This window comes from Streptosporangium sp. G11, from assembly GCF_051192615.1.
Taxonomy (GTDB): Bacteria; Actinomycetota; Actinomycetes; order Streptosporangiales; family Streptosporangiaceae; genus Streptosporangium.
The window spans coordinates 14,766-39,548 of sequence record NZ_JBPJUQ010000071.1 but is presented as its reverse complement, the minus strand read 5'-3'; the positions used below and the strand labels follow the sequence as shown (position 1 = coordinate 39,548).

Sequence of the window (24,783 nt, the reverse complement as noted above, 5' to 3'; positions counted from 1 at the left end):
GCTTCGGCATGATGGCCCCTGAAACCATCATTCCCCCAGCTCAGCTGGTATCCACACCCTCAATCAGGAACGTTGCACTAGGAGGCCTTTTCGTGACTCACCAAACGGTTGGTTGTCCGGGCCTGCCCGACGACCCTCGCGCGAACGTCACCGAACCCACCCCGTCATGTCCGGTGGAGATCACGCTGGCGGCCCTGCACGGGCGCTGGACGACGCTGCTGATCCGTGAGCTGCTGCGGGGTGACCGTACGTTCAGCGAGCTTCGCCAGGCGCTGCCCGCGCTGTCGGACAAGGTGCTGTCCGATCGGCTGGCTCATCTGACCGAGGCCGGTGTGCTCGATCGCCACCGCCGGCCCGACTGGCCGCCCCGGGTGCGCTACAGCCTCACCTCTCGCGGGCGTGATCTCGGCCCCGTGCTCCAGGCGCTGTGGGACTGGGGTGCGCGACAACGGCCGTCCTCGTCGGCCGAAATCCGGCAGCGGTGAACCCACACCGCCTGTGTGGGTCGTGGCTCCACCTGGTCCACCGGGTGGAGTCGGGAGGGCGTCCCTTCCAGAGGGCTCGGAGAAGCTAAGCTCGCAGCCCGCCGAACAAAAACGGGGGCCTGTTCATGTCAGGGGAACCAAGCGCGACCACGGGTTTCGAAAACGTGTGCCGCAATGCCGGGGCGGCGTTGGCATCGTGCGAGGGTTACCTCATTCACCGGATGTCGTTTGACGTCATCAACGGCCGCGATGCGCTGGAAATCGGACTCAGGCAAGGCCCGGAATGGCCGGACATCACCATCTCGTTGGAGAGCCTGTATCACCTGTCGATCAGCAAGCCTCCAGAGTCCTCGGGTTGCTTCGTCGACGAGATTTCAGTGCTGCACCTTCCGAAACCACCGCGCCCGTGGCCTGACGGGATCACCATCGTCCGACGCCACCGGGGATTACCCGAACTGGCCCTCCTGAAGCTGGTCGGTCCGATGGAGATCAAAGTCGTCGCGTCGATTCTGGCCGTCTTCACCGCGGTGAGCGACGACCTGGCCGCTACCGAGCCGATGGCATGAGGACACCGATGCCACCGGAACTCGTCGGAGCATCAGGCCGTCTTGCCGGGCAACCCAGAGGGGCCGCGCCGGACCTGCCCGGCTGATCACTACGTCCGGTAACCTGCGGCGGACGAAAAAAGAAGCTTTATGGACCCTCGCATTCCCCGTCTGCACCGCAAGCTGGCTTCGCTGCCCTTTCAGCTGCAGCGCAGTCACTCCTTCGGTGAAGAGCACCACAAGTACCGTCTCGGCCCCAAGCTTTCACAAGCACGCATCGCCGCGTTCGAGGCCGAGCACCGGATCGAGCTCCCCACTGCCTACAGGCAGTTCCTTCTCCACCTCGGCGGCACCGGCGCAGCACCGTTTTACGGCCTCATCGCGCTGGAAACGTGCTCATTGCACACCATGGACCCGCGAAAGCCCGCAGGAGGCCCACGCGGCTTCAGCCCCGCCCGGAACAGAGACGAAGGCGACCTGTTCCTGCGCATCATCGAGATGGGCTGCACTGACATGTGCCTCCTCGCGATCACGGGCCCACTCACCGGTCGTGTTCTCACCGGAAACGCGGAGGGCTCCTGGGGCCCCGATGTCTCCTCCGCAGCCGACTTCCTGAGCTGGTACGAGCGCTGGCTCGACCACATACACGCCGGCAAGGACAACCGGGCGCTGGAACTCACCTCTCCACAACTTCGAGTCACCCGCGCCGACATCGCATGGCGCCGGCACTCTGAGAACTCTCCGTGATCGCTTCACGGACTTTGAGCCAGATCCGTGTCCGGTCGACGCGACCACGGTGAGACCGGCGCGGTCGGGCCGGTTTGTGTCGGTGGTGGCCGTTACAGTCGCCGGACATCGTCGCCCTTCCGCTGAGGAGACCACATGACCGAGCCCGACGTGATGATGGCCAGGATCGGCCAAGGTGTCGAGCTGGGCCAGCGAGGTGAGCGAGAGGCCGCTCGCGAGCTGTTCTCCGAGCTGTGGGAGGAGATCGGCGTGACGGGTGATCCCCTGCACCGGTGCGCCCTCGCTCACTGGATGGCCGATGTCCAGGACGAGGTGCGGGAGGAGCTGCTCTGGGACCTGCGTGCCCTGGAGGCGGCCGACCTGGTCACCGACGAGCGGGCCCAGCGGGCGGGCGTCGCCGGTTCCGTGAGCGGTTTCTACCCCTCCCTGCACCTCAACCTGGGTGACGCCTACCGCAGGCTCGGTGACCTCGACCGGGCGCGCGACCACCTCGACCGCGGGCGTGCCGCCGTCGGCGCGCTCGGTGACGACGGCTACGGGCAGATGATCAGGCAGGGGCTGGAGCGGCTCGCCGATCGCCTGCCGACGTGATTCCCCTCGGACGGGCGGCGCCCCCTGCCCGGCGTTCTCGGAACCACGTTCTCAGAACCGGAAGTCGTGGCCCAAGGCGCCCTGACGCCGCCCTTTCCGTACGACGCGGTCAGCAGGTCAGCCCGCGGTGACCGTACGGTCGGGCGTATGAGCGTTGAAGATCGGAAGGCCGGCGGCGAGGAGGGGAGCGCTCGTCGTGCCGGGCGCCGGCCATGGGGGCGGGGCGTGCCGGACAGAACATCCGGGGCGCCCGCGAGGCCCCGGAGGCGCGGGTGGGTTCTCGCGTCGGTCAGCGTGCCGGTGGCGGGGCTGACGGCGTTTCCCGCCGTCGTGCCCAACACCGTGGGCAATCTCGGCAGCCTGCTGGAGACCTTCCTGCCCTGGGCCGGCCTGGCCGTTCCGGTACTGCTGGGTCTGGCGCTGCTGCGCCGTTCGGCCCTCGCGGCGGTGTCCCTGGTGCTGCCCATGGCCGTCTGGATCGCCGTCTTCGGCGGCCGGGTGCCGCCCGCGGACAGGGAGGCGGCGGGCGACCTGACCGTGCTCCAGCACAACGTCGGCGAGGAGAATCCCGACCACGAGGGGACCGCGCTGGCCGTGGCGCGGGCCGGGGCCGACCTCGTCGCGCTGGAGGAGCTGACGCCTGACGCCCTGCCCGTCTACGAGGAGGCTCTCGCGTCCGGCCATCCCCACCGCGCGGTGGTGGGCACCGTCGGGCTCTGGTCGAGGTATCCCCTGGTGGGCTCGCGGCCGGTGGACATCAGACCCGCGGACGTCGGGCCCGACTGGAACCGCGGGCTGCGGGTCACCGCGCGGACGCCGCACGGTGAGGTGGCCGTGTACGTCGCCCACCTGCCTTCGATCCGTATCCGGCCGCAGGATGGTTTCGGGTCCGGCCGGAGGGACGAGAGCGCCACCAGGCTGGGGGCGGCCGTCGCCTCGGAAGCGCTGGACAGGGTCGTCCTGCTGGGCGACCTCAACGGCACCCTCGACGACCGTGGCCTGGACCCGCTCACCTCCCGGCTGGTCTCGACGCGGCGGGGGTTCGGGTTCAGCTGGCCCGCCGCCTTCCCGCTCGCCCGTATCGACCACGTCATGACCCGTGCGGCGACCCCCGTCGCAGCCTGGACCCTGCCCGCCACCGGCAGCGACCATTTGCCGCTGATGGCCCGCGTCGACCTCTGACGCACCCGGGCGGTGGTGTCCGTGCCGGGCTCCGGCGCCCTTCCAAAGGGCCGAGCCGTCAAGATCCGGGAATCCGGGCTTCGTTATGCTCGGGCGGTGAGCTTCCCGAGAACGCTCGTACTGTGGGACATCGACCACACGCTGATCGACGCCGGCGGTGTCACCGCCGACACCTATGACCACGCGTTGCACGCCACCACCGGCCGCCGGATGGAGCACTCGGTGAAGGTGGCCGGGCAGACCGAGCGGGCGATCGTCTCCGAGATCTTCCAGAGGCACGATGTCGAGGTGTCGGACCGGCTCCTCGACTCCTTCTACGTCGCCCTCGCCGAGGCGTTCGTCGTGCGCGAGGCCGTCATGCGGGAGCGCGGCCGGGCCCTGGCGGGGGCACGCGAGGTGCTCGCGGTGCTGGCGGAACGCCAGGACGTGGTGCAGTCGGTGCTCACGGGCAACACCGAGCCGGTCTCGATCGGCAAGCTCACGGTGTTCGGGCTGGAGGGCTTCGTGGACTTCGAGGTGGGGGCGTACGGCACCGACCACGAGGACCGCGCCGCGCTGGTGGCCCTCGCGCAGAAGCGCGCCGCGGGCAAGTACGGGGAGCCCTTCACCGCACGCAACACCGTGCTGGTCGGTGACACGCCGAACGACGTCCGCGCCGGCCGGGAGGGCGGGGCGAGGGTGATCGCGGTGGCCACCGGCTTCAACGACGCGAACGTCCTGGGTGAGGCCGGTCCCGAACTGGTGCTGGGGGACCTCGCCGACACCGACGCCGTCGTACGGGCCGTGCTGGGTGTGCTGGGCGTGCCGGATCGGACGAGCGGCGACCGTTAGGCCGGGACAGCCGTAACGGCCCGCCGTCGCCGGTCCCCGGCGAGCGATCACACGGGGATGAGTTCCCCGGGCAGCGGGTCGCCCGTGATCCTGGAACGGATCATGGCCGTGAACAGTCCGGGCTTCTCACCGTTCCACGCGTGGCCCACCCCGGGGGCCAGGCATGCCTCGCCCGCCGGAAACGCGGCGGCGATGTCGGCCAGGGAGCGCCTGGTGAGATCGTGCTCGTTCTCGCCGGCCACCGCCAGGAGCGGACACGGCGACTCCTTCGCCTGGTCAGGAAGCCGGAAGCCGAGGGCTTCGTCGTTGACCTTGCGAAACGCCTGCCGGGTGGTGGCCCGCGCGGCACTCTGGTAGCCGTCGACGTCCTCCGCGGGGACGTTGAGCGCGCGGGCATTGGCCCGAAGCACCGGCCCCCACTTCATGAGCGGCGCTATCAGCGTGCCCATCAGCCGCATCCTGCCCGGGTTGGGGAACGGCAGCACGTTCACCCCGCTCACGATCGCACCGGTCACCACCTCGGGAGCGGTGGCGGTCAGATACGCGCCGACATAACCGCCCAGGGAGAGCCCCACGACGTGTGCCCTGCCCTCCGGCGCCCGCGAGGCGATCACCTCGGCCACCAGGCGGGCGGTGTCGGCGATCGAGACCCACGGGTGGGTGTTGCTCTTCCCGTGTCCTGGCAGATCGGGGACCAGGACGCGCGTGTCCACGGCCAGATCGTGGACCTGCTTGGTCCACATCCAGCCGCTGGTGCCCACGCCGTGCAGGAGCACCACTACCGGTGCGTCCGAGGGGCCTGCCTCTTGGACAAAGATCGCCATGCCGGTCATGTTGGCACAACCACGCTTCAACAGCGCGAACAACGGCGCCGGGAGCCTGTCGTGACCGCCCTGCGGGTGGTCCGGGCCTGGTCCATGCGGGGACGAGTCTGGTCCATGTGGGGAGGGGCCGGTCTGGGCCGGGTTTATGTGGGGACGAGCCGGGCGAGGCGCCCACGCCGCCCGCGCCCAGGTCGCCCACGAGGCTGCCCGAACAGCCCGGCTCTGGCGCTTCTGAGCCCGACGACTCCCTACGGAATGGAGTCTCGGGTCCCGGCCGCACCGGTGCCGCCGTACGGTTTTCGTACCGGTGGATCAGTGAGGTGAGCCGGTGGACACCGCCTCGGTGTCGATGAGGCGGACCAGCTCGGGAAGGACCGTGCCCAAAGGAGCGTCGATGGTGAGGGTCGCGTAGCCGTCTCCCCGGGTCGGGCCCTGGTTGACGATCGCCACGGGGATGCCGAGCTTCGCGGCGTGCAGCACGAACCGGCGGCCCGACATCACCGTCAACGACGACCCGAGGACCAGGAGCAGGCGCGCTCCCTCCACCAGGGCGAAGCACTCGCGCACCCGCTCCGCCGGGACGGTCTCCCCGAAGAAGACGACGTCGGGCTTCAGCATCCCTCCGTCGCACGCCCGGCAGCCGACCACCTGGAAACCGTCGATCTCCTCGTCCGGCAGTTCGACGTCACCGTCCGGGTTGATCGCGGTGGGCAGGGCGCCGAACCGGGGGTTCGCCTCGGTCAGGCGGTGGTCCAGCTCCTCGCGCGGGGTGGAGTGGCCGCAGCCCAGGCAGACCACGTCCCGCAGGTTGCCGTGCAGCTCGATGACGGACCGGGCGCCGCCCGCCTGGTGCAGGCCGTCGACGTTCTGCGTCACGATGCCCGACACCAGGCCACGCCGCTGGAGGGACGCGACGGCGTGGTGGCCGCTGTTCGGCGTCACCCGGTTCATCGCCCGCCACCCGATGTAGCTGCGGGCCCAGTAACGTCGCCTGGCCGCCGGGTCGCCGACGAACGCCTGGTAGGTCATGGGGGTGTGCCGGGCCAGGGTCCCGCCCGGCCCCCGATAGTCGGGGATCCCCGACTCCGTCGATATCCCGGCCCCGCTCAGCACCAGGACGTCGCCCTCGGCCAGCAGTTCCGCCAGTGTGCTCGTACCGTCGCTCACCTCTCCATGCTGCCCCACCCACTCGGGCCGGGTGGCCCCGGGGCCACCCGGCCGAGAGGCGGCGGTGAAGGCCTGGGACGCGTCACGGCCGCCGAGGCCGAGGGAATCGGTGACCGTCGCCGCCCGTCGCACCGGCCCGCGCGCAGGCGTCATGCGCCGGTGTGGCCGCCGTCCCGTACGAGCAGTGTGTCGAACGCGACGGTGAAGAAGGAGTCGAAGGCGTTCGCCGAACGGTCGGCTCGGGCCATGACAAGGGTGCCTTCCCAGGCGCTGAGAAGGAAGCGGGCCGTCGTCTCCGGGTCGAGATCGGGGCGTACCGACCCGGCGTGCCGGGCTTCGGTGAGCGCCGCCGTGATCAGGGCGGCCCACTGCTGGAAACTCTGTCGCACGCCCGCGCGGATGACGTCGCTGCGATCGGCGATCTCGGCGGCGAAATTACCGACGAGGCATCCCCGCGTGAATTCGTGCCGCACGGTCTCGTCGCGGAGGAACTCGAAGTGCCTGCGCAGGCGGGTCAGGGGTTCGACGTCGCTGTCGGCGAGATCCTCCATGCGGCATGCCGCGCCGTAGCGTTCCAGGGCGACGACGGCCAGGGCTTCCTTGCTGTCGAAGTGGTTGTAGAAAGATCCCTTCGGAGTGCCGGCCGCGTCGGTGATGTCCTTCACGCCGGCCGCGTTGTAGCCCCGGATGTGAAACTGCTCCAGCGCGGCCTCGACGATCTCCGCGCGCATGCTCTTCCTGGCCATGGTCGCCCCCTCGGCTTTCAATATGTCCGGTCGTCTTACGTTCCGTCAAGTCGGGCCCGGCCCCTCGGCCGTCGTGGACGCGGCACTGTTGACACCTTTAAGACGACCGGTCATATTGAAAAGTGTCCGGAGCATCTCCGGGACCGTCTCGCCGGCCACCACGGCCGCGAAGAGGCTGCGAACCCCTATGAGGAGAGCGATGTCCACCTACCGTGCCTTCGAAGTCACCGGATCGCGGAAGTTCGAGCTCGTGACCCGCGAACTCCGGCAGCCACCCGTGGGCCAGGTCCGGATTCGGGTCGAGAGCTGCGGGGTCTGCCATACCGACTTCCTCGCTGTCGAGGGATTCCGAGCCGACCCGGAGCGGCCCGTCGTTCCCGGCCACGAGATCGTCGGCGTCATCGACGCGGTGGGCGACGGCGTGACCGGCTGGAAGGTGGGGGATCGGGTGGGTGTCGGATTCCTGGGCGGTCAGTGCGGTGAGTGCGACCTCTGCCGAAGGGGTGACTTCGTCAACTGCGAGAACCAGCAGCAGATGGGGACCACCGTGGACGGCGGCTACGCCGAGGTCGTCTTCGCCAGGGGCAGCGGGCTCGTACGCGTTCCCGAGGGCGTGAGCTCCGTCGAGGCGGCGCCGCTGCTGTGCGCCGGTCTCACGACGTTCAAGGCGCTGCAGCGGATAGACGGCCGCCCGGGAGCGCTGGTGGCCGTCCAGGGGATCGGGGGGCTCGGTCATCTGGGCCTGCAGTACGCCGCCAAGCTCGGTTACCGCGTGGCCGCCGTCGCCCGGGGAACGGAAAAGGCCGCGCTGGCGAGGCGGCTGGGAGCGGATCACTACATCGACAGTTCCAGTGAGGACCCGGGGTCTGCTCTGCAAAAGCTCGGGGGCGCGGCCGCGATCATCGCGACGGCCGCCAGCGGCGCCTCGATGACGGCGCTGGTCGCGGGGCTCGCGCCTCGCGGCCACATGGTGGTCGTCGGAGCCGCCTCGGACCCCATCTCCGTCAACACCGCGGACCTCATCTTCGGAACCCGAACGCTCAGCGGGAGCCTCACCGGTACCTCGATCGAGAACGAGGACAACCTGGCCTTCAGCGGGCGGCACGACATCCGCCCGATGATCGAGACCATGCCGCTGGCGGAGGCGCCGAAGGCGTACGAACGGATGCTGAGCGGTGAGGCCCGGTTCCGCGTCGTCCTCGACATGGCCGCGTGAGCCGGTAGGTCTCACCCGGAGGAGGGCCGATCCATCCCGCGAAGGCGGCCGATGACGTAGACCTAGCCCAGCACGGCGTCGTTCTCCAAGACGCCGGAGATGGTGAGGTTCTCGCCGAACGCCGGCGGAGTGAGGTGACCGACAGCAACCGTTCGGCGGTCATCGTCGGTCATCGGCGGTCACCTGCCGCGGCCAGCGCGCGCCCGGCCCAGCGGTTGAGCATCCGCTCACCCGCGAAGGCCGCCGCGCGAGCGGTGTCGGGGGCCATGACGGTTCCCGCGGGCAGGTGCGGCGTGACGTGGGCGAGCGCGTCGGCGTCGAGTTCGACGTGGAACTGCAGACCATAGGACTCACCGACGCGGAACGCCTGGTGCGCGTACTGTTCCGAGCGCGCCAGCAGCACGCCGCGCTCCGGCAGCTCGAAGGTGTCCTGGTGCCAGTGCACGACCGGCAGCTCCGGTCCGGACGGTCCGAAGACCGGGTCTGCCAGCCCGTCCGGGGTGAGCGTGACGGTGCCGGTGCCGACTTCGATCGCCGGGCCGCGCGACACCCCTGCTCCCAGCGCCGCGGCGAGCAGCTGCGCGCCGAGGCAGACGCCGAGTACCGGCCGGCCCTGACGCACGCACCGCGCGATGAGTTCCCGCTCGCCCGCCAGGTGCCGGTGGTCGCGGTCGTCGAGGGCACCCATCGGTCCGCCGAGGACCACGAGCACATCGAGCTGCGACGTCTCCGGCAGGGATTCGTGCAGGTCGACGCGTACCACCCGCACCTCGGCGCCGGCCGCGGACAGCGCCGGCGCGATCAAACCCGGGCCCTCGAACGGGACGTGCTGGATCACCACCGCGTGCATACGAGCCTCCTCTTCGTTGTCGAGAACGGGCGGGCACCAGACGAGTCGTCCGCTGCCCGACCTCACCTGGTCAGCCGGCCTTGCGCAGAGCGACCTTCGGGAAGTCGACGGGGACCGACAGCGCGACGTTGATGTAGTTGGTGAAGAGGTTGAGCGCGACGTGCGCCACCAGCTCCACGATCTCCTCGTCGTCGAAACCGGCCGTACGCAGCGCTTCGACGTCGGAGTCCGTCACCTGCGCACGGTTCTCCACCAGCTTGGCCGCGAATCCGAGCGCGGCGTCGACGCGCGGGTCGTGCGAGTGCCCGGCCTGGGCCTGGCTCATGTCCCCCGCGGAGACACCGGCCTTCCGGCCCAGGGCGGTGTGGGCGGCCAGGCAGTACTCGCAGCTGTTGCGGTCGGCGACGAGCACGGCGATCTGCTCGCCGAGCCGGGCGCCCAGGCGTCCGCCGCCGAGAGCGCCGAAGCCGGCCCACATCATCTTGAGCGCGGCCGGTGAGTTGGCGACAGCCTTGAACATGGCCGGCGTCGTACCGAATGTCGCGGTGATGTCGTCCAGCAGAGGCTTGGACTCACCGGTGGCGCTCTGAGCGTCGATCAGTTTGACACGGGACATCGAGTGGTGCTCCTGTCGTCATCATCGAAAGATGGGTGAGGTGCCGTGAACGTGCACTGCCTGCGCGCACGCACATTCGAACGGCGAGACCAAGACCGAGGCCGGTCGCCAGGGCTGCCGCGGAACGCGCACGACAAACAGAGTCTGCGCAGCTAGCAGGCCTGGAAACGCTTGGCTCGATCAACCGTTAGCAGTACTATCAATGCTGGACGGTGCCACGTCAAGCCAAAGTTAGGAGTGCTAAATATGACTGAGGGCTTCGACGCGATCAGCGAGCCTGTCGCGAGGCGCGTGACGAGCGGCCTCTCCAAGATCGGTACGGTGCTCCGAAGCAGGGCGTGGAAAGGGGCCGGCTCCGCGGGCGTGACGCCGACCCAGGCGCAGGCCCTGGAGTTGCTGCGTGGGCGGCCGACGAGTCTCGGCGGCCTCGCCGCCCGCCTGGGCGTCTCGGCCGCGACCGCGAGCAACGCCGTGGGCACACTCGTGGACAAAGGGCTCGTGGCGAAGGAGCCCGGAGCGAACAAGCGGTCCGTGACCCTACGCCTCACCACGGCCGGCGAGACGATGGCGGATCGTGCGAGCGAATGGCCCGACTTCCTGAGCGGCGCCGTCGAAACGCTCGACTCCCGCGAACAGACCGCCATGCTGCGGTCACTGGTCAAGCTGATCCGTACGTTGCAGCAGAACGGCGACATCCCGCCGCAACGCATCTGCGTCACCTGCCGCTTCTTCCAGCCGCACGTCCACGCGGACTCCGTGAATCCTCACCACTGCGACTATCTGGACGAACCATTCGGAGATCGGCATTTGCGCTTGGACTGCGCCGAGCAGGTCGACGCCTCCCCCGAGCAGCAGCGGCTCGCCTGGCAGCGCTTCACCTCCGCCTGGACGACCTAGATCGGGGGGCCGGGGAACCTGTTCTCACTCCTCCCCGGAGAACCTCTCCCAGGCCGACTGTCGCGCCATCCCCAGGGCCGCGCCGATCCTGGACCACGTGACGCCACGGTCACGCAGGCGGTCGACCCAGACCCGCAGGTTGGCGTCGACCTGGGCGCTCACCAGCGCGATGCGGGGCAGGAGGTCGAGGATCTGCTCGTCGGTCATGGTGTCCGCCCAGGGGATCTCGGCGGACGTCGAGGGATCCGGCGCATCGCCGATTATGGAGCTGCACAGTCCCACGCACTCGTTGCAGATGTACACGCCGGGACCGGCGACGATCTTGGCCACCTCGGTCTCCGCCTTCGCGCAGAAAGAGCAGTGGATCGCCTGGTCGGCGATGGACGGAGCCGGCATGTGGTCCTCCCGGGGGGTGATTGTCAGGCCATGCCTGACGTGAGTCGTCACGACTCTACGCCGTCAGGTATGGCCTGACAATGATGATTCGCGGGAGGAGTGGTTCGACGGATCTCGCTCGCGGTCTTCGGGCGACCGCCCGAATATCGCTTGCGGCCTTCAGATGACCGCCCGGATCTCGCTCGCGGCTTTCAGGCGACCGTCCGAATGTTCGGATGCGGCCGGTCACCCCGCCGCGAGCAGGGCCATCGCCGCGGGGTTCTGGTACTCGCGCCACAGTGCGACGCGCCCGTCCCGGACCTCCACCACCACCGCGAACGGGGCCGCGGCGCGCAGGCCGTCGGCCTCGCGGATCGCCTCCACCTCGTACTCGACGACGGCGACCCGCGGGTCGGCCGTCTCGTGGACGACCACATCGCGCACGGCCGTGAACCTGACACGCTTCAGAAGCGCCTCCCGCTGCGGGACGGCCCTCGCGGCGAACGCCTCCCGTCCCTCGATCCGCCGCGGCGCGCCGGGCGGGGCGAACGGGCTCTCCACCACGCCGTCGTCGGCGAGGAAGCTCTCCAGTCCGGCCGACGTCCCCGCCAGCAGGTGGTCCCGGAATCGTTCGAACGCCTCGCGCGGCCCCGCCAGGGCCGTTTCGTCTACTTCGGTCACCGTGCGCCCCTAAGGTGAGTGGTCACTCATGATCCTGTGATCTCAAAATATGAGTCGCCACTCACCTTGTCAATGTCCGGAGCCCGCCGCGCCCGAGCCGCCCCTGTCCGGCCGGGGTGCGTCAGCGGAAGTCGTCGGCGTGGTCGGCCGCCCACTGCCGGAACGGGGTGGCCGGCCTCCCGGTGAGTTCCTCCACCGTGGAGGTGACCGACTCGGGGGACGTGACCATCCCCGCGTACGCGTCGACCATCTCCTCCGCCGCGGCGGGCGGCCAGCCCTGGTCGAGCAGCTCGCGCAGCGCGGTCTCCGGTGAGAGATCCTCCCAGCGGACCGGCCGGCCGATGGCCTGGCCGATGGCGGTCACCTGCTCGACCTGGGTCAGGACCTCGGGGCCGCTCAGCACGTACCTCGCCCCGGCGTGGCCGGTGCCGGTGCCGGTGCCGGTGCCGGTGAGCACGCTCACCCCGGCGGCGGCGATGTCCCGCTCGTGGATCAGCGCCCTGGAGGCGGCTCCGTGGAGCCATCGGACGGTGCCGGTGTCCCGGATCTGCGAGGCCCACATCAGGGTGTTGGCGGCGAACCCGCCGGGCCGCAGGAACGTCCACTCCAGCCCGGACCGCTCGATCAGTCGCTCGAGGAGGGCGTGGGAGCCGAGGATCGAGTTCGGGTCCTCCTCGGGCACGCCTGCTGCCGGGTCGGGAACGCCGTGTGCGGAGAGGTAGACGATGCGGCGGGCGTGCTTGGCGATCGTCTCGATGGTCGCGGGTGCCGCGTGGTCCGCCGAGAGGGTGGGCCAGACGAGGAACACCGACTCGACCCCGTCCAGGGCGTCGTCCAGCGTGGCGGGGTCGGCCAAATCGCCGCGTACGACCTCGACACCCTTCGGGAAGATGGTGGACGCGGGGTCGCGGGTCAGCGCGCGCACGGCGACGCCCGCGTCGAGGAGCTGGGACACGGCCTGCCCGCCGACCTTGCCGGTCGCCCCGGTAACCAGAATCATGTGGATCTCCTTTGCCGGTGGGATGTCGTGACCAGCCTGCAACCTCACCTTTGGTTGAGGTCAAGGAGGCGTGGAACAGGCTGGGTGCTCCCGGGGGCCGTTCTGTCGGTGTGCCCTGGCACGATGCCGGAAACGGGAGCCTACGACCGCCCGGTGCGAGGAGGTTCGCATGAGATTCATGCTGTCGCTGTTCGATCCCGAGGGTTACTGGGACTCGGTCTCGGAGGAGCAGATGGGGTCCGCGCTGGACGAGCACCGGGCGTTCGCCCGCTTCCTTGAGGCGCGCGGGATCGAGTTCTCCGGCGAGGCCGTGATGCCGGCGGGGGAGGCCGTGACGCTGCGCCCCTCCGATGGCGGCGTGCTGGTCACGAAGGCTCCCTTCGTCGAGCGGAGGGAGGATTTCGCGGGCTTCTACCTCATCGACTGCGCCGACCTGGACGAGGCCCTGGAGATCGCCGCGCACTGCCCGACGGGCGCCGGTGTCGAGGTCAGACCGGTCTGGAGCGCGCCCTCCTGAAACATCGGGCGCGCGTCGACGCGCCTCCGCGCTCGCCGTACGTGCCGCTCAAAGCCATCGCCCGATATCGGGCTAAAGGCGTTTGCTCAGTCGTTTGAGCCACCACTCCGGAATGACGACGAGGGGGATCCGCAGGATCATCAGTGACGAGACGGAGCCCACTCCCAGGATCAGTGCCTCCCACGCCGTGGGGAATGACAGTCCTGTGAGAATCCCCAGGCCCACGCCGACCAGGGAGCCAAAGAAGGCCGCGACGCGAACCCCCCACTTGTTGTCGAGGTGGGCTCCGGCGAAGGCGTTCAGAGCGGCTTGAACTCGCGCCCTTCCCTTGGGCTTGGCATGGGTGGAGGATTTCGACCGGTCTATGCGTGTTACGAGCATTCGGCGAGTGATCCTCCCCAGGCCCGAGTTCAGCACGAGGCCGATCCCGACCCCGAGGGTCGTTCCGAAGACCAGCGTCAGAATGGTGCCGAGGAGCACGCCGAGGCCGGGTCCGTTCTGGGCGCCGATGCTGAGGATCTGCGGTATCAACAGTCCAAGGAGCACCCCGGCCCCTCCGGAGGCGATCACGCCGGCCACCAGGACGGACAGATCGGCGGCGATCCGCAGGACGTCGACCACCGTGAGCCATCGCCTGTGATCGGAGACGAAGGTCGTCTTCTGGTCGCGGATCGAGGCGATGAGATGCGCCCGCCTGATCAGACCCAGGCTGTATCGCGTCCCGACGACGAGACGCGAGATGGGCCGGGTCTCCTCCTCCCGGAGGATCACCACGAGCTCGGGATGCCACTCGTCGTCGTGCAGGGATTCCCGCATGTTCTCCGGAAGCCGCCGCCGGGCGATCCCCAACAGGATGTAGGGGATCTTTCCGAGCTGTCCTTCCATCTCCTTGCTCAGGAGATCGCCGACGGCGGCTCCGAGGATGGCGGCGAGACCGGCGACCACCGTTATGAACAGGCTCATGAGAACCCGCCCTGGGGTCGCGGGACGCGCCTGCCGGCAGGGGGCGGGCGCAGCCGCTCACTGAGTTCGGCGAGCTCCTGGCGGGCTGCGAGGGCCCCGTGGGCCGTCAGCAGGTAGAACCGCCTGGCGGGACGCGCCTCCACCACGGGATCGATCGTCTCGCGTCGACCTTCGATCCATCCGGCCGCCTCAAGGCGCGCGAGAACGGGATAGAGGGTCCCGCTGGGCATGCCCGCCAGTTTCATCAACTCGAAGCCGTAACGGGGCGCGTCGAGATCGTCCAAGAAGATTCGGAGAACCTTCCCCACCGTGGTGGTGATTCGTACCTCCGCCATGTCGCGACTCTACATAGGGTGCGAGCTGCGTGCAGCTGTCTTCGTCGTCACATTGACGAAACGGGTGGCCTGTCCGGGAACGCCGGCCCGCGCCCGGAGGAGGCCTGCGGGAAAGACGTGGAAAGCCCCTGGAGACGACGTCTCCAGGGGCTCACGGACGGCCGTCCCCGGTCTCCGGTGTCGCCGCCGCACCCGCGGGGCGCGGTCGGGACGAGCGGAACCCGTACCGGGCGGTGCGTACGGACGGGGAAGGCTCGTCTACCGGGCGGTGTGCACGGATGGGGAAGGCTCGTCTACCGGGCGGTGCGTACGGGCGGGGAAGGCGCGTACCGGCACGGTCCGCCGGTCATCCGTTCGGTGGCCGGCCCGCGATCATCTCCTCGCCGTGGTCACCGCCTCCCCGGCGGGCTCGTCGCCGTCGAGAACCGCGGCGCCGCTGAACTGCGCCGAGTACAGGCGGTGGTAGGCGCCCCGGGCGGTGAGCAGCTCGTCGTGGGTGCCGTGCTCGACGATGCGCCCGGCGTCCATCACCAGGATGAGGTCCGCGTCGCGGATGGTGGACAGCCGGTGGGCGATGACGAAGCTGGTGCGGTCCGAGCGGAGCGCGGCCATGGCGTGCTGCACCAGGACCTCGGTGCGGGTGTCGACCGAGCTGGTGGCCTCGTCCAGGATGAGCAGGGACGGGTCGGCGAGGAAGGCGCGGGCGATGGTCAGCAGCTGCTTCTCCCCGGCGCTGACGTTGCTCCCCTCCTCGTCGATCACGGTGTCGTAGCCGTCGGGCAGGGTGCGTACGAACCGGTCGACGAACGTGGCCCGCGCGGCGGCCTGGATCTGCTCCTCGGTGGCCCGGGGGTTGCCGTACGCGATGTTCTCGCGGATGGTGCCGCCGAACAGCCAGGTGTCCTGGAGCACCATGCCGATGTGCGAGCGCAGGTCGTCGCGGCGCATCGCGGTGATGTCGACGCCGTCGAGGGTGATCCGTCCCGAGTCCAGCTCGTAGAAGCGCATGACGAGGTTGACCAGGGTGGTCTTGCCCGCGCCGGTCGGGCCGACGATCGCGACCGTGTGCCCGGGTTCGGCGACCAGGGACAGGTCCTCGATGAGGGGCTGCTCCGGGTCATAGCTGAAGGACACGTGCTCGAACTCGACGCGGCCCTGCCTGACGGTGGGAGGCACCGGGACTGCGGGGTCCGGGGCCTGCTCCTCCGCGTCGAGCAGCTCGAAGACCCGCTCGGCCGAGGCCACCCCCGACTGCAGCAGGTTGGCCATCGAGGCGGCCTGGGTCAGCGGCTGGGTGAACTGCCGTGAGTACTGGATGAACGCCTGCACGTCGCCCAGGCTCATCGACCCGGTGGCGACCCGCACGCCGCCGACGACGGCGATGGCGACGTAGTTGAGGTTCCCGATGAACATCATCATCGGCATGATGATCCCGGAGACGAACTGGGCGCCGAAGCTGGCCTTGAACAGCTCCTCGTTCCGCTGCCTGAACACCTCCTCGACCTCGGGGCGGCGCCCGAACACCTTCACCAGCTCGTGGCCGGTGAACGCCTCCTCGATGTGGGCGTTCAGGCTGCCGGTGTGGGCCCACTGCGCGACGAAGTGCTTCTGCGAGCGCTTCGCGATCTGCGCGGTGACGACCATCGACAGCGGTATGGTGATCAGGGCGATCAGCGCGAGCAGCGGCGAGATGAAGAACATCATCGCCAGCACGCCGACCACGGTCAGCACCGAGGTCAGCAGCTGGCTCATCGTCTGCTGCAGGGTCTGGGACACGTTGTCGATGTCGTTGGTGACCCGGCTGAGCAGCTCGCCGCGCGGCTGGCCGTCGAAGAAGCGCAGGGGAAGCCGGTTCAGCTTGTCCTCGACGTCCTCGCGCAGCCGGAACACGGTGCGCTGCACCACGTCGTTGAGCAGATAGCCCTGGATCCAGGCGAAGGCCGACGCCGCGAGGTAGATCCCCAGGACCCACAGCAGGACCGTGCCCAGCGCGCCGAAGTCGATGCCCCGGCCCGGTACGAAGTCCATCCCGGCGAGCAGGTTGGCGAAGTTGTCGTTGCCCGCCGCGCGGGCGGCGGCGATCGCCTGCTCCGGGGTCGTCCCGGCGGGCAGCTGCCTGCCGATCACCCCGGCGAAGATCACGTCCGTCGCGTGACCGAGGATCTTCGGTCCGACGACGTTCAGCACCACGCTGGTCACGGCGAGGGCGATCACGGCCAGGAGTTTCGGGCGGTCGGGGTCCAGGCGCCGCATCAGCCGCCGCGCGGACGGCCCGAAGGTCATCGATTTCTCCGCGGGCATCCCGGCGGTCCCCCCGAAGGGGCCTCTGCCGAAGCCTCCGCCTCCGGCCGGAGGCCGCGGTTGCGTGGTCGTCATGGGCCGGTCACTCATGCTGCGGTCTCCGCGGCTAGTTGGGACTCGACGATCTCTAGGTACGTGGGGCAGGAATCCAGCAGCTCGTCGTGGGTTCCCAGGCCGACGATCACGCCGTCGTCCAGGACGATGATCTGGTCGGCGTCGGCGATGGTGGAGACCCGCTGGCCGACGATGATGACGGCGGCCTCGGCGGTGTGCGGGCGCAGTGCCGCCCGCAGCCGCGCGTCGGTGGCCAGGTCAAGGGCCGAGAACGAGTCGTCGAACAGGTAGATCTCGGGCTTGCTGACCAGCGCCCTGGCGATGGCCAGCCGCTGCCGCTGCCCGCCGGACACGTTCGTGCCGCCCTGCGTGACGGGTGCCTCCAGGCCCTCCGGCATCGCCTCGACGAAGTCGCGGGCCTGGGCGACCTCCAGCGCCTCCCACAGCTCCGCGTCGCTCGCGTCCGGGTTGCCGTACCGCAGGTTGCTCGCGACGGTTCCGCTGAACAGGTACGGCTTCTGCGGCACCAGGCCGATGCGCGTCCAGAGCGTCTGGGGGTCGAGGTCGCGGATGTCGACGCCGTCGACCGCCACCGTGCCGGAGGTGGCGTCGAACAGCCGGGGTATCAGGGAGATCAGGGTCGTCTTGCCGGAGCCCGTGCTGCCGATGACGGCGGTGGTCTTTCCCGCGCTCGCGCGAAAGGAGATGCCGGACAGCACCGGGGCCGCCGCGCCCGGGTAGCGGAACTCCACGTCGCGCATCTCCAGCTCACCGCGTTCGCTCACCTGCCGTACGGGGTCGCGGGGCGGCGTCACCGACGACTCGGTGTCGAGCACCTCGACGATGCGCTCGGCGCAGACCGCGGCGCGCGGGATCATCATCGAGATGAAGGTGGCCATCATCATCGACATGAGGATCTGCATCAGATACATGAGGAACGCGGTGAGGGCGCCGATCTGCATCTCGCCGCTGTCCACCCGCGCGGCGCCGAACCAGAGCACGGCGATGCTGGAGACGTTGAGGATCAGCATCACGGTGGGGAAGATGAGGGCGGTCAGCCGCCCGACGCGCAGCGCCGTGTCGGTCAGCGCCTGGTTGGCGTCGGCGAACCTGCGGGTCTCCTCGCGCTCGCGGACGAAGGCGCGCACCACGCGGATGCCGGTGAGCTGCTCGCGCAGCACCCGGTTGACCAGGTCGATGCGGTCCTGCATCGCGCGGAACTGGGGGACCATGCGGACGATGATCAGGCCGATCGACACCAGCAGCGCGGGGACGCAGACCAGCATGAGCCAGGACAGGCCGAGGTCCTGACGCAGCGCCATGACGATGCCGCCGACGCCCATGATCGGAGCGGCGACCAGCATCGTGCAGGTCATCACGACGAGCATCTGGACCTGCTGCACGTCGTTGGTGCCGCGGGTGATCAGCGAGGGGGCCCCGAACTGGGAGACCTCCCTGGCGGAGAACCCGCCGACCTGGTGGAAGACGGCCGAGCGGACGTCCCGCCCGAACCCCATGGCCGCGAGGGAGCCGTAGTAGACCGCCGCGATCGAGCAGGCGATCTGCACGAGGGAGACGAGCAGCATCCAGCCGCCGGCGGACAGGATGTATCCGGTGTCGCCGGTGGCGACGCCCTGGTCGATGATGTCGGCGTTCAGGCTGGGCAGGTACAGGGAGGCGATGGTGCCGACCAGTTGCAGCACCACCACGGCGGTCAGCGCCCACGAGTAGGGGCGCAGGTACGTGCGGAGCAGGCGGGTCAGCATGAGGACTCTTTACGTGGGGTGGCCGGGCGAGGGGCGTCGTGCCGGAGATCCGGCCGCCGGCCGGTCTCGCCCGTCGCCCCGGTAACCGGGATCATGGGGATCTCCTCCAGGGGAGTGGTGAGGATCAGACTGCGATGTGAACCTCGGTTGAGGTCAAGGAGGACATCGAGGCCGGGGATCGGGAGGTCGGGGGATCGGAAGGTCGGGGTCGTGGGGTTCTCGGGTTGCCGGGGGCCTTGGGGCGGCGGTTCTGGAGGTCGGGGAGGCGCCGGGGGGCGTCAGGCGGTTCTGGCGCCGGGGGCGTCAGGGCAGCGGTTCGGGGGCGGCGGGACGCAGGCGCACCCCGTCGAGGAGCATGGAGACGATCTCCGAGGCGGCCACCGGGTCGCTCTCGACGAGCCGGGGATGGGTGCACGCGATGGTCAGCAGGTGCAGCCGGCGCGCGGCCTCGCGCGGCTCGTACCGTAGCCGCTCGCGGGCGGGTTCGATCAGGTCGGTGAGCGCCTGCCTGATGAGGGCGCTCTCCTCGGAGAGGTTCTGGTGGTTGCGACCGGCCTCGAAGGCTCTCAGCCCTATCGCGTCCACCAGACGGAAGATGCGCGCGGTGCGCCGCTGCAGGATCTCGACCGCCGCGACGAGCCGGACGTCCAGGGGAGTCGTACGGTCGACGGCCTCCAGCTCGCCCAGCAGCGGGGAGGGGGCGAAGGCGCTGGCCACGGCCGCGTCCACGAGCTCGTCCTTGGTGGTGAAGACCCGGAAGATCGTGCCCTCGGCCACGCCCGCAGCCTGCGCGATCTGCCGGGTGCTCACATCGGGGCCCTCGGCGAGCACGAGCGACAGGGTGGACGCGATGAGCGCCGCACGCCGCTCGTCGGGGGGGAGGGGGGCGGCCCGGTGGGAGATCGAGATCACGCCGGGCATCCTATCCATCGAGTGAGTGAGTCGCTCACTCATTTAATGCGGTCGGGTCGTGTGGGCCACGGGGCCGCCGGTCCGGGGTGTGCGAAAGGTGGGGGTGGGGCCCCTGTGGAAGAAGTGATCTTTCGTGGCGGAGTTCGCTGCCTTTTTCCGGCAAATGTAGGAAAAAGCAGCTAGAAAGCCCGTCTTTCACCCGATGCGCCGGGCGTCGTCTGCGATCTAACGTCGTGTGGCAGACACCCTGACATCACCGCGACAGCCGTCTGCCTGTCGGCCAGGAGAACATCCGATGCCCCGTGCCCTCGCCCACCGCCCCTGGGTGCCCGCCGTCACCGAGGATCGCGTCCAGTCCGTCCTGAAGGCCGTGACGGATCAGACCGCCTCCTCGGTCCAGAGCGAGATCGAACGGCTGGTGGCCGACAACCACCGCATCCACGACATCGAGTCGGTCAACCTCAACCCGGCCACGAACATCATGAACCCGAGGGCCGAGGCCCTGCTCTCGGCCAACCTCGGGTCGCGGCCGTCGCTGGGCTACCCGGGCGAGAAGTACGAGATGGGCCTGGAGGCGATCGAGCAGATCGAGATCGTCGCCGCCGAACTGGCCGCGGAGGTCTTCGGCGCGGGCTACGCCGAGGTGCGCGTCGGCTCCGGGGCGCTCGCGAACCTCTACACGTTCATGGCCACCTGCGAACCCGGCGACACGATCATCGCCCCTCCGGCGAGCATCGGCGGCCACGTCACCCACCACCGGCCGGGCGCGGCGGGCCTGTACGGGCTGAACATCGTTCCCGCCCCCGTCGCGCCCGACGGCTACACGGTGGACGTCGACGCCCTGCGCGAGCTCGCCGGGCGGGTACGGCCGAAGCTGATCACCATCGGCGGCAGCCTCAACCTGTTCCACCACCCCGTGGCGAGCATCCGCGAGATCGCCGACTCGGTCGGCGCCCGCGTGCTCTTCGACGCCGCCCACCTGTGCGGCATGATCGCCGGGAGGACCTGGCCGCAGCCGCTCGACGAGGGCGCCCACCTGATCACCATGAGCACGTACAAGAGCCTGGGAGGTCCCGCGGGCGGGCTCATCGTGACCGACGACGCCGAGCTGGCCCAGCGGCTCGACGCGATCGCCTACCCGGGGCTGACCGCGAACTTCGACGCCGGCAAGACCGCGGCGCTCGCCATGACGATGCTCGACTGGAAGGCCGCGGGCCCCGCCTACGCGCGGACGATGGTCGCGACCGCGCGGCGGCTGGCGGACGAGCTGCTCGCCCTCGGCGTCCCGGTCTTCGCCGCCGACCGCGGATGCACCCGCTCCCACCAGTTCGCGATCCTGGCCCACCGCTACGGCGGCGGGCAGCGGGCCGCCCGGCGGCTGCGCGAGGCCAACCTCCTCGCCTGCGGCATCGGCCTGCCGTCGGAGGCGATCGAGGGGGACGTGAACGGCCTGCGCGTCGGTACGCCGGAGCTCGCCAGGCTCGGGATGACCGAGGCGGACATGCCCGACCTGGCCTCGTTCATCGCCCGGGGCCTGGACGGGAACGTCGACCCGGGCACCGTGGCGCCGGAGGTCACCGAGTGGCGGAGCCGGTTCTCCGGGGTGCGCTTCACCGTGGACAACCCCTCCTGAGGGACCTGGCCGACCGACGGCCGGTCCTGTCCGAGGGGGCCCGGCCGGTCCTGTTCGAGGGGCCCGGCCGGGCAGTGGCCGGTTCGGTCCGAGGGGGCCTGGCCGGGCAGCGGCCGGCCCTGTCCGGAAGGGGTTTTCCCGACCGGCGGGCGGCCCTGCCCGAAGGGGCTTACCCGGCGATGGGCGCTCCTTGCCCCGCCCGTGCCCCGGCGCCCGTGTTAGCGGTATGGAAGCCGGGGTAGGGCGGGCCGTGCGCCCGCCGCCGCGCGCGCTCCCGCCAGCGGGAGGGCCGATTCGCCGGTGGCCGGTTCGTGTCCGGGGCGTGGTCGTACCGGCCCGGCATGAGAGGAGAACACGGTGGCCGACGAATCGGATCTGATCCTCGACCTGGTGTGGCAGGAGTTCCACGAGGTCGTGAACATGACGTCGGAGGAGCTGAGGGCCTTCCTCCTGGCCTCGGCGTCGGCCGAAGGGGCCGATGCCGAGAGCCCCGAGGCGGCCATGCCGCCGCTCGGGCGCCAGGTGCTCCAGGTCCTCGGCAAGCGGAAGGCCGACCTCACCGCCGACGACGTCGAGACGATGCGGCAGGCCGTCGACCGCGTCGAGGACACGCTGGCCGAGGGGATGGTCGACGAGGACGACGACGACCGGCGGCGGGCGCTGCTGGAGGTCGGGCACAACCCGCTCCGGCCGTCACGTCTGGGGGGCTGACCACGGGCGCGGCCGTAAACCAGCGGCCGTAAACCGGAGTTCGGACACCGGCAGTCGGAAACCGGCAGCCGGGAGCCCACGGCTGGGAGCCCGCAGCCGGGAGCTCGCGGTTGATGGCCGATGGCCGGGAGCCGGTCGCCGGTGGGCGGAAGGCGATGGCCGGGGCCCGCCCTAGGCGCCGCGTGCGGACCAGCGGGACAGCAGCTCGGCCTCCCTGGCGGGCGTGATGGTGGCGTCCGTCGAGAAGGACGACTCCGCCTCGCGGATCTCGCGGATCGACTGTCCCAGGGGCCGTGGGGCGAGCCCCGCGGCGCGGGCGGCGGCGGGGTCGGCGGTGTTGACCGACATCCACGGATCGCCCTCGGACCACAGGGGCAGCGACCGGCCGGTCTCGCCCTCGGCGAGCAGGAAGTCCTGCCCGACCCAGGTCAGGGTGGTTCCCGGCGGCCCGACCTCGGCCGCGATCGCCTCGAGCATGTCCCCGAAGGAGAACGGCGGGGAAGGGCTGACCGTGTGGAAGGTGCCCGGGTGCGTCCCCTCGACCATGGAGACGATCCAGGTGGCCATGTCGCGGGCGTCGATGACCTGGATGGGGTCGCCGGGGTCGCCGGGCGCGAGGACCTCGCCGCCCCGCGCGATCCGGTTGACCCAGTAGGTGAAGCGGCCGGTGTGGTCGTGCGGGCCGATGACGTACGTGGGCCGCACGACCAGTGTCGGGAACCCGAACGCCTCCGTCGCGGCCCGCTCGCACAACACCTTCAGCGCCCCGTACGTCTCGGCCGTCACCGTCTCGGGGACCGGCCCGTCGATCTCCGCCAGCGGCGAGTCCTCGGTGAAGCCCCGGGTCTCCGGGGTCCGGTAGACCGCGGTGCTGGAGATGAAGGCGTACTGGCCGGTGGAGAGGGCGCCGGAGAGCGAGGTCACCTGCGACGGCAGGTAGGCGCTGACGTCGATCGTCGCGTCCCACTGCCGGTCGCGCAGGACGGACAGGTCGGCGTCGCGGTCGGCTGTCAGGTGCTCGGCCTCGGGGAACAGTCCGGGGCCCGTCCGGCCGCGGTGCAGCAGGGACACCTCGTGCCCGGCCGCGATCGCGGCTCCGGTGATGTGCCTGCCGACGAACCGGGTGCCGCCGATGATCAGAATTCGCATACCCGTCATTGTTCCGAACCGGGTGACGAGGCTCACACCACGGCCCCGGGTCCCGCGATGTCGCGGGGCCGGGGAACGCGGGTCGAGGGCGGTGCGACCGGTATCTCCGGCGGTCCGAGGTGACATTCATCGACGTGAGAGGGGGCATGGTTACCGGCGCGGGCCACGCGCGACCTTCCCCGGGGGCAGGATGTCCTTGTACGGCTCGCCATACTGCCTGATATCCCATACTTGTCCTGATCGGATCGGAACCCTCCCGATCGAATGGAGACGCCGTGAGCGCCACGACCGCCGAGGTGGAGCCGTTCGTCCATCCGGCACTGTTCTACCGGGGCGCCCGGCAGTATCTGGACGGCACCGTGCCCTTCGTCCGCGAGGGCATCGAGGCCGGTGAGCCGGTCACGGTCGCCGTGCCGGGACGGAACCTGAAGCTGATCCGCGCGGAGCTGGGCGAGGCCGCCGCCGAGGTGCGCTTCCTCGACATGGAGGAGGTGGGCCGTAACCCCGGGCGCATCATCCCCGCCGTTCTGTGGGCCTTCGCCGACCTCCACGCCGGCCGCAGGGTCCGCGTCGTCGGCGAGCCGGTCTGGCCGGACCGGTCGCCGACGGAGTTCGACGCGTGCCTGCAGCACGAGGCGCTGATCAACTTCGCCTTCTCGGGACGGGACGCCACCATCCTGTGCCCGTACGACGTCGACGGGCTCGACGCCGGGATCATCGAGCTCGCCGAGGCGGCCCACCCCGTCCTCGTGGACGGCTCGGGAGCGCGTACCAGCGCCGGCTACGCGCCGGAACGCGTCATCCGCGAGTGCGGCGGGCCGTTGCCCGAGCCGGTGGACGCCGACGTCCTCCCCTTCGGCGGCGACGACCTGTGGAGAGTGCGCGCCTTCACCGTCGGGCACGCCGAGCGGACGGGCCTGTCGGGGGAGCGCCTGGAGGACCTGCGGCTGATCGCCAGCGAGCTGGCCGCCAACAGCCTCGAACACGGAGGCGGCTCCGGGGTCGTACGGATCTGGACGGAGGACCGCCGGGTCGTCTTCGACGTCAGCGACTCCGGCCACATCGCCGACCCCCTCGCGGGACGCCGCCCGGTCGACTCGCGGCAGCGGGGCTCCCGGGGGCTGCTCGTGACCAACCTTCTCGGCGACCTGGTCCGCGTCCACACCGGGGAGGGCGGGACCACCGTCCGCGTGTACTTCGACGTTCCCTAACCCGGCTTCTCGCGACCTTCCCGCCCGGCCTCGTCGCCCCTGATGCCGGTGATCAGCCGGATGAGCTCGGCGCGCAGGGCCTCGGGGTCCTCCACGCGCTCGGTGACGATCCTCTCCACGACGTCACTCGTCACGAGCGCGGTGTACGTACGCTCGCCGAGCGGGGTGCGGGTGACCACCACGCGGCGCCGGTCGGCCGGGTCGCGTTCCCTGCTGACATGGCCGTCGCGTTCGAGCCGGTCGAGTACGGGGCGGATCGTCTGTTCCTCCACGTAGGTGCGCGCCGCGAGCCGCCGCTGGGTCTGCGGGCCCTCGCCCAGCGCGTTGAGCGTGAGGAAACCCGCGTGGGTGAGGCCGCGCTCGGCCAGCACGGAGTTCCATTCCCGTTCGACCAGGCGCGCGGCGACCAGGAGCAGGCGCCCGGTCGGCCAGGAGGCGTGGTCGTCCATGAGTCCCCATCTGTCGCTGCCCGGATGAT

General features: G+C 70.2%; 27 protein-coding genes. 12 read left to right on the top strand and 15 right to left on the bottom strand.

What is annotated here, in order from left to right; all coding sequences use genetic code 11:
* The first annotated feature begins 92 nt into the window (after window positions 1–92).
* The 6 genes from ACSDR0_RS39905 to ACSDR0_RS39880 all read left to right on the top strand — a co-directional run bounded on the left by ACSDR0_RS39905 (window position 93) and on the right by ACSDR0_RS39880 (window position 4,381).
* The gene (locus ACSDR0_RS39905) at window positions 93–485 is read left to right on the top strand and encodes a winged helix-turn-helix transcriptional regulator (protein ID WP_435294154.1); all 393 of its coding nucleotides are present in this window, start codon (window positions 93–95) and stop codon (window positions 483–485) included.
* 221 nt (window positions 486–706) lie between these two features.
* Window positions 707–1,051 (top strand): hypothetical protein, encoded by a 345-nt coding sequence (locus tag ACSDR0_RS39900; protein ID WP_435294153.1) that lies wholly within the window; start codon window positions 707–709, stop codon window positions 1,049–1,051.
* A 129-nt stretch (window positions 1,052–1,180) separates the two neighbouring features.
* On the top strand, window positions 1,181–1,777 hold the full coding sequence (locus ACSDR0_RS39895) for an SMI1/KNR4 family protein (RefSeq protein WP_435294152.1): 597 nt from the start codon (window positions 1,181–1,183) through the stop codon (window positions 1,775–1,777).
* A gap of 135 nt (window positions 1,778–1,912) precedes the next feature.
* Window positions 1,913–2,368, top strand: a complete 456-nt coding sequence (locus tag ACSDR0_RS39890) for a hypothetical protein (RefSeq protein ID WP_435294151.1) — start codon at window positions 1,913–1,915, stop codon at window positions 2,366–2,368.
* 225 nt (window positions 2,369–2,593) lie between these two features.
* Window positions 2,594–3,550, top strand: a complete 957-nt coding sequence (locus tag ACSDR0_RS39885) for an endonuclease/exonuclease/phosphatase family protein (protein ID WP_435294150.1) — start codon at window positions 2,594–2,596, stop codon at window positions 3,548–3,550.
* 96 nt (window positions 3,551–3,646) lie between these two features.
* Window positions 3,647–4,381 (top strand): HAD family hydrolase, encoded by a 735-nt coding sequence (locus ACSDR0_RS39880; RefSeq protein WP_435294149.1) that lies wholly within the window; start codon window positions 3,647–3,649, stop codon window positions 4,379–4,381.
* Window positions 4,382–4,428: 47 nt separating this feature from the next.
* On the opposite strand, the gene ACSDR0_RS39875 is transcribed toward ACSDR0_RS39880, so the two are convergent.
* The 3 genes from ACSDR0_RS39875 to ACSDR0_RS39865 form a co-directional block, all read right to left on the bottom strand.
* Window positions 4,429–5,205: an alpha/beta fold hydrolase gene (locus ACSDR0_RS39875; protein ID WP_435294148.1), complete on the bottom strand. Its 777-nt coding sequence runs from the start codon at window positions 5,203–5,205 to the stop codon at window positions 4,429–4,431.
* Between the two features lie 312 nt (window positions 5,206–5,517).
* Complete coding sequence (locus tag ACSDR0_RS39870; protein WP_435294147.1) at window positions 5,518–6,372, bottom strand: NAD-dependent protein deacetylase; 855 nt, start codon at window positions 6,370–6,372, stop codon at window positions 5,518–5,520.
* Between the two features lie 149 nt (window positions 6,373–6,521).
* Window positions 6,522–7,118 (bottom strand): TetR family transcriptional regulator C-terminal domain-containing protein, encoded by a 597-nt coding sequence (locus tag ACSDR0_RS39865; RefSeq protein WP_435294146.1) that lies wholly within the window; start codon window positions 7,116–7,118, stop codon window positions 6,522–6,524.
* Window positions 7,119–7,317: 199 nt separating this feature from the next.
* On the opposite strand from ACSDR0_RS39865, the gene ACSDR0_RS39860 reads away from it, so the two are divergent.
* Window positions 7,318–8,334: an alcohol dehydrogenase catalytic domain-containing protein gene (locus ACSDR0_RS39860; protein ID WP_435294145.1), complete on the top strand. Its 1,017-nt coding sequence runs from the start codon at window positions 7,318–7,320 to the stop codon at window positions 8,332–8,334.
* Between the two features lie 169 nt (window positions 8,335–8,503).
* On the opposite strand, the gene ACSDR0_RS39855 is transcribed toward ACSDR0_RS39860, so the two are convergent.
* On the bottom strand, window positions 8,504–9,184 hold the full coding sequence (locus ACSDR0_RS39855) for a type 1 glutamine amidotransferase (protein ID WP_435294144.1): 681 nt from the start codon (window positions 9,182–9,184) through the stop codon (window positions 8,504–8,506).
* A gap of 70 nt (window positions 9,185–9,254) precedes the next feature.
* Window positions 9,255–9,800, bottom strand: coding sequence for a carboxymuconolactone decarboxylase family protein (locus ACSDR0_RS39850; RefSeq protein ID WP_435294143.1), 546 nt, complete (start codon window positions 9,798–9,800; stop codon window positions 9,255–9,257).
* Window positions 9,801–10,046: 246 nt separating this feature from the next.
* On the opposite strand from ACSDR0_RS39850, the gene ACSDR0_RS39845 reads away from it, so the two are divergent.
* A complete protein-coding gene (locus ACSDR0_RS39845) occupies window positions 10,047–10,697 on the top strand; it encodes a MarR family winged helix-turn-helix transcriptional regulator (RefSeq protein ID WP_435294142.1) in 651 nt (216 codons plus the stop codon).
* Between the two features lie 24 nt (window positions 10,698–10,721).
* On the opposite strand, the gene ACSDR0_RS39840 is transcribed toward ACSDR0_RS39845, so the two are convergent.
* The 3 genes from ACSDR0_RS39840 to ACSDR0_RS39830 form a co-directional block, all read right to left on the bottom strand.
* A complete protein-coding gene (locus ACSDR0_RS39840) occupies window positions 10,722–11,093 on the bottom strand; it encodes a ClpX C4-type zinc finger protein (protein ID WP_435294141.1) in 372 nt (123 codons plus the stop codon).
* A gap of 225 nt (window positions 11,094–11,318) precedes the next feature.
* Window positions 11,319–11,753, bottom strand: a complete 435-nt coding sequence (locus ACSDR0_RS39835; RefSeq protein ID WP_435294140.1) for a nuclear transport factor 2 family protein — start codon at window positions 11,751–11,753, stop codon at window positions 11,319–11,321.
* Window positions 11,754–11,874: 121 nt separating this feature from the next.
* On the bottom strand, window positions 11,875–12,753 hold the full coding sequence (locus ACSDR0_RS39830) for an NAD(P)H-binding protein (protein WP_435294139.1): 879 nt from the start codon (window positions 12,751–12,753) through the stop codon (window positions 11,875–11,877).
* A 169-nt stretch (window positions 12,754–12,922) separates the two neighbouring features.
* Between ACSDR0_RS39830 and ACSDR0_RS39825 the strand changes: the two genes are divergently transcribed.
* The gene (locus ACSDR0_RS39825; protein WP_435294138.1) at window positions 12,923–13,270 is read left to right on the top strand and encodes a YciI family protein; all 348 of its coding nucleotides are present in this window, start codon (window positions 12,923–12,925) and stop codon (window positions 13,268–13,270) included.
* Window positions 13,271–13,342: 72 nt separating this feature from the next.
* On the opposite strand, the gene ACSDR0_RS39820 is transcribed toward ACSDR0_RS39825, so the two are convergent.
* The 5 genes from ACSDR0_RS39820 to ACSDR0_RS39800 all read right to left on the bottom strand — a co-directional run bounded on the left by ACSDR0_RS39820 (window position 13,343) and on the right by ACSDR0_RS39800 (window position 19,601).
* Window positions 13,343–14,233: a hypothetical protein gene (locus ACSDR0_RS39820; RefSeq protein ID WP_435294137.1), complete on the bottom strand. Its 891-nt coding sequence runs from the start codon at window positions 14,231–14,233 to the stop codon at window positions 13,343–13,345.
* Window positions 14,230–14,568 (bottom strand): PadR family transcriptional regulator, encoded by a 339-nt coding sequence (locus ACSDR0_RS39815; protein WP_435294136.1) that lies wholly within the window; start codon window positions 14,566–14,568, stop codon window positions 14,230–14,232. Before ACSDR0_RS39815 ends, ACSDR0_RS39820 begins: the two co-directional genes overlap by 4 nt.
* Window positions 14,569–14,940: 372 nt before the next feature.
* Window positions 14,941–16,851 carry an ABC transporter ATP-binding protein gene (locus ACSDR0_RS39810; protein WP_435294135.1) on the bottom strand — a complete coding sequence of 637 codons (1,911 nt, stop codon included), beginning with the start codon at window positions 16,849–16,851 and terminating at the stop codon, window positions 14,941–14,943.
* Window positions 16,852–16,955: 104 nt separating this feature from the next.
* Complete coding sequence (locus tag ACSDR0_RS39805) at window positions 16,956–18,689, bottom strand: ABC transporter ATP-binding protein (protein ID WP_435294134.1); 1,734 nt, start codon at window positions 18,687–18,689, stop codon at window positions 16,956–16,958.
* Window positions 18,690–18,992: 303 nt separating this feature from the next.
* Window positions 18,993–19,601 (bottom strand): TetR/AcrR family transcriptional regulator, encoded by a 609-nt coding sequence (locus tag ACSDR0_RS39800; protein WP_435294133.1) that lies wholly within the window; start codon window positions 19,599–19,601, stop codon window positions 18,993–18,995.
* 295 nt (window positions 19,602–19,896) lie between these two features.
* On the opposite strand from ACSDR0_RS39800, the gene glyA reads away from it, so the two are divergent.
* Together glyA and ACSDR0_RS39790 are read left to right on the top strand one after the other, a co-directional pair.
* Window positions 19,897–21,234, top strand: a complete 1,338-nt coding sequence (gene glyA / locus ACSDR0_RS39795) for a serine hydroxymethyltransferase (RefSeq protein WP_435294132.1) — start codon at window positions 19,897–19,899, stop codon at window positions 21,232–21,234.
* Window positions 21,235–21,591: 357 nt separating this feature from the next.
* Complete coding sequence (locus tag ACSDR0_RS39790) at window positions 21,592–21,945, top strand: DUF3140 domain-containing protein (RefSeq protein WP_435294131.1); 354 nt, start codon at window positions 21,592–21,594, stop codon at window positions 21,943–21,945.
* Between the two features lie 171 nt (window positions 21,946–22,116).
* Here the strand turns inward: ACSDR0_RS39790 and ACSDR0_RS39785 are convergent, their stop codons facing one another.
* Window positions 22,117–23,094 (bottom strand): NAD-dependent epimerase/dehydratase family protein, encoded by a 978-nt coding sequence (locus tag ACSDR0_RS39785; protein ID WP_435294130.1) that lies wholly within the window; start codon window positions 23,092–23,094, stop codon window positions 22,117–22,119.
* 275 nt (window positions 23,095–23,369) lie between these two features.
* Here ACSDR0_RS39785 and ACSDR0_RS39780 point away from each other — a divergent pair, with 275 nt between their 5' ends.
* Window positions 23,370–24,305: an anti-sigma factor RsbA family regulatory protein gene (locus tag ACSDR0_RS39780; protein ID WP_435294129.1), complete on the top strand. Its 936-nt coding sequence runs from the start codon at window positions 23,370–23,372 to the stop codon at window positions 24,303–24,305.
* On the opposite strand, the gene ACSDR0_RS39775 is transcribed toward ACSDR0_RS39780, so the two are convergent.
* Window positions 24,302–24,754 carry a MarR family winged helix-turn-helix transcriptional regulator gene (locus ACSDR0_RS39775; protein WP_435294128.1) on the bottom strand — a complete coding sequence of 151 codons (453 nt, stop codon included), beginning with the start codon at window positions 24,752–24,754 and terminating at the stop codon, window positions 24,302–24,304. The genes ACSDR0_RS39780 and ACSDR0_RS39775 overlap by 4 nt on opposite strands.
* Window positions 24,755–24,783: the final 29 nt, after the last annotated feature.

Coding starts and splice junctions, on each gene's coding strand:
- ACSDR0_RS39900 (WP_435294153.1), top strand. CDS start 707: ATGTCGTTTGACGTCATCAACGGCCGCGATGCGCTGGAAATCGGACTC.
- ACSDR0_RS39895 (WP_435294152.1), top strand. CDS start 1,181: ATGGACCCTCGCATTCCCCGTCTGCACCGCAAGCTGGCTTCGCTGCCC.
- ACSDR0_RS39890 (WP_435294151.1), top strand. CDS start 1,913: ATGACCGAGCCCGACGTGATGATGGCCAGGATCGGCCAAGGTGTCGAG.
- ACSDR0_RS39875 (WP_435294148.1), bottom strand. CDS start 5,205: ATGGCGATCTTTGTCCAAGAGGCAGGCCCCTCGGACGCACCGGTAGTG.
- ACSDR0_RS39865 (WP_435294146.1), bottom strand. CDS start 7,118: ATGGCCAGGAAGAGCATGCGCGCGGAGATCGTCGAGGCCGCGCTGGAG.
- ACSDR0_RS39860 (WP_435294145.1), top strand. CDS start 7,318: ATGTCCACCTACCGTGCCTTCGAAGTCACCGGATCGCGGAAGTTCGAG.
- ACSDR0_RS39855 (WP_435294144.1), bottom strand. CDS start 9,184: ATGCACGCGGTGGTGATCCAGCACGTCCCGTTCGAGGGCCCGGGTTTG.
- ACSDR0_RS39850 (WP_435294143.1), bottom strand. CDS start 9,800: ATGTCCCGTGTCAAACTGATCGACGCTCAGAGCGCCACCGGTGAGTCC.
- ACSDR0_RS39845 (WP_435294142.1), top strand. CDS start 10,047: ATGACTGAGGGCTTCGACGCGATCAGCGAGCCTGTCGCGAGGCGCGTG.
- ACSDR0_RS39840 (WP_435294141.1), bottom strand. CDS start 11,093: ATGCCGGCTCCGTCCATCGCCGACCAGGCGATCCACTGCTCTTTCTGC.
- ACSDR0_RS39830 (WP_435294139.1), bottom strand. CDS start 12,753: ATGATTCTGGTTACCGGGGCGACCGGCAAGGTCGGCGGGCAGGCCGTG.
- ACSDR0_RS39825 (WP_435294138.1), top strand. CDS start 12,923: ATGAGATTCATGCTGTCGCTGTTCGATCCCGAGGGTTACTGGGACTCG.
- ACSDR0_RS39820 (WP_435294137.1), bottom strand. CDS start 14,233: ATGAGCCTGTTCATAACGGTGGTCGCCGGTCTCGCCGCCATCCTCGGA.
- ACSDR0_RS39815 (WP_435294136.1), bottom strand. CDS start 14,568: ATGGCGGAGGTACGAATCACCACCACGGTGGGGAAGGTTCTCCGAATC.
- ACSDR0_RS39810 (WP_435294135.1), bottom strand. CDS start 16,851: ATGACCTTCGGGCCGTCCGCGCGGCGGCTGATGCGGCGCCTGGACCCC.
- ACSDR0_RS39805 (WP_435294134.1), bottom strand. CDS start 18,689: ATGCTGACCCGCCTGCTCCGCACGTACCTGCGCCCCTACTCGTGGGCG.
- glyA (WP_435294132.1), top strand. CDS start 19,897: ATGCCCCGTGCCCTCGCCCACCGCCCCTGGGTGCCCGCCGTCACCGAG.
- ACSDR0_RS39785 (WP_435294130.1), bottom strand. CDS start 23,094: ATGCGAATTCTGATCATCGGCGGCACCCGGTTCGTCGGCAGGCACATC.
- ACSDR0_RS39775 (WP_435294128.1), bottom strand. CDS start 24,754: ATGGACGACCACGCCTCCTGGCCGACCGGGCGCCTGCTCCTGGTCGCC.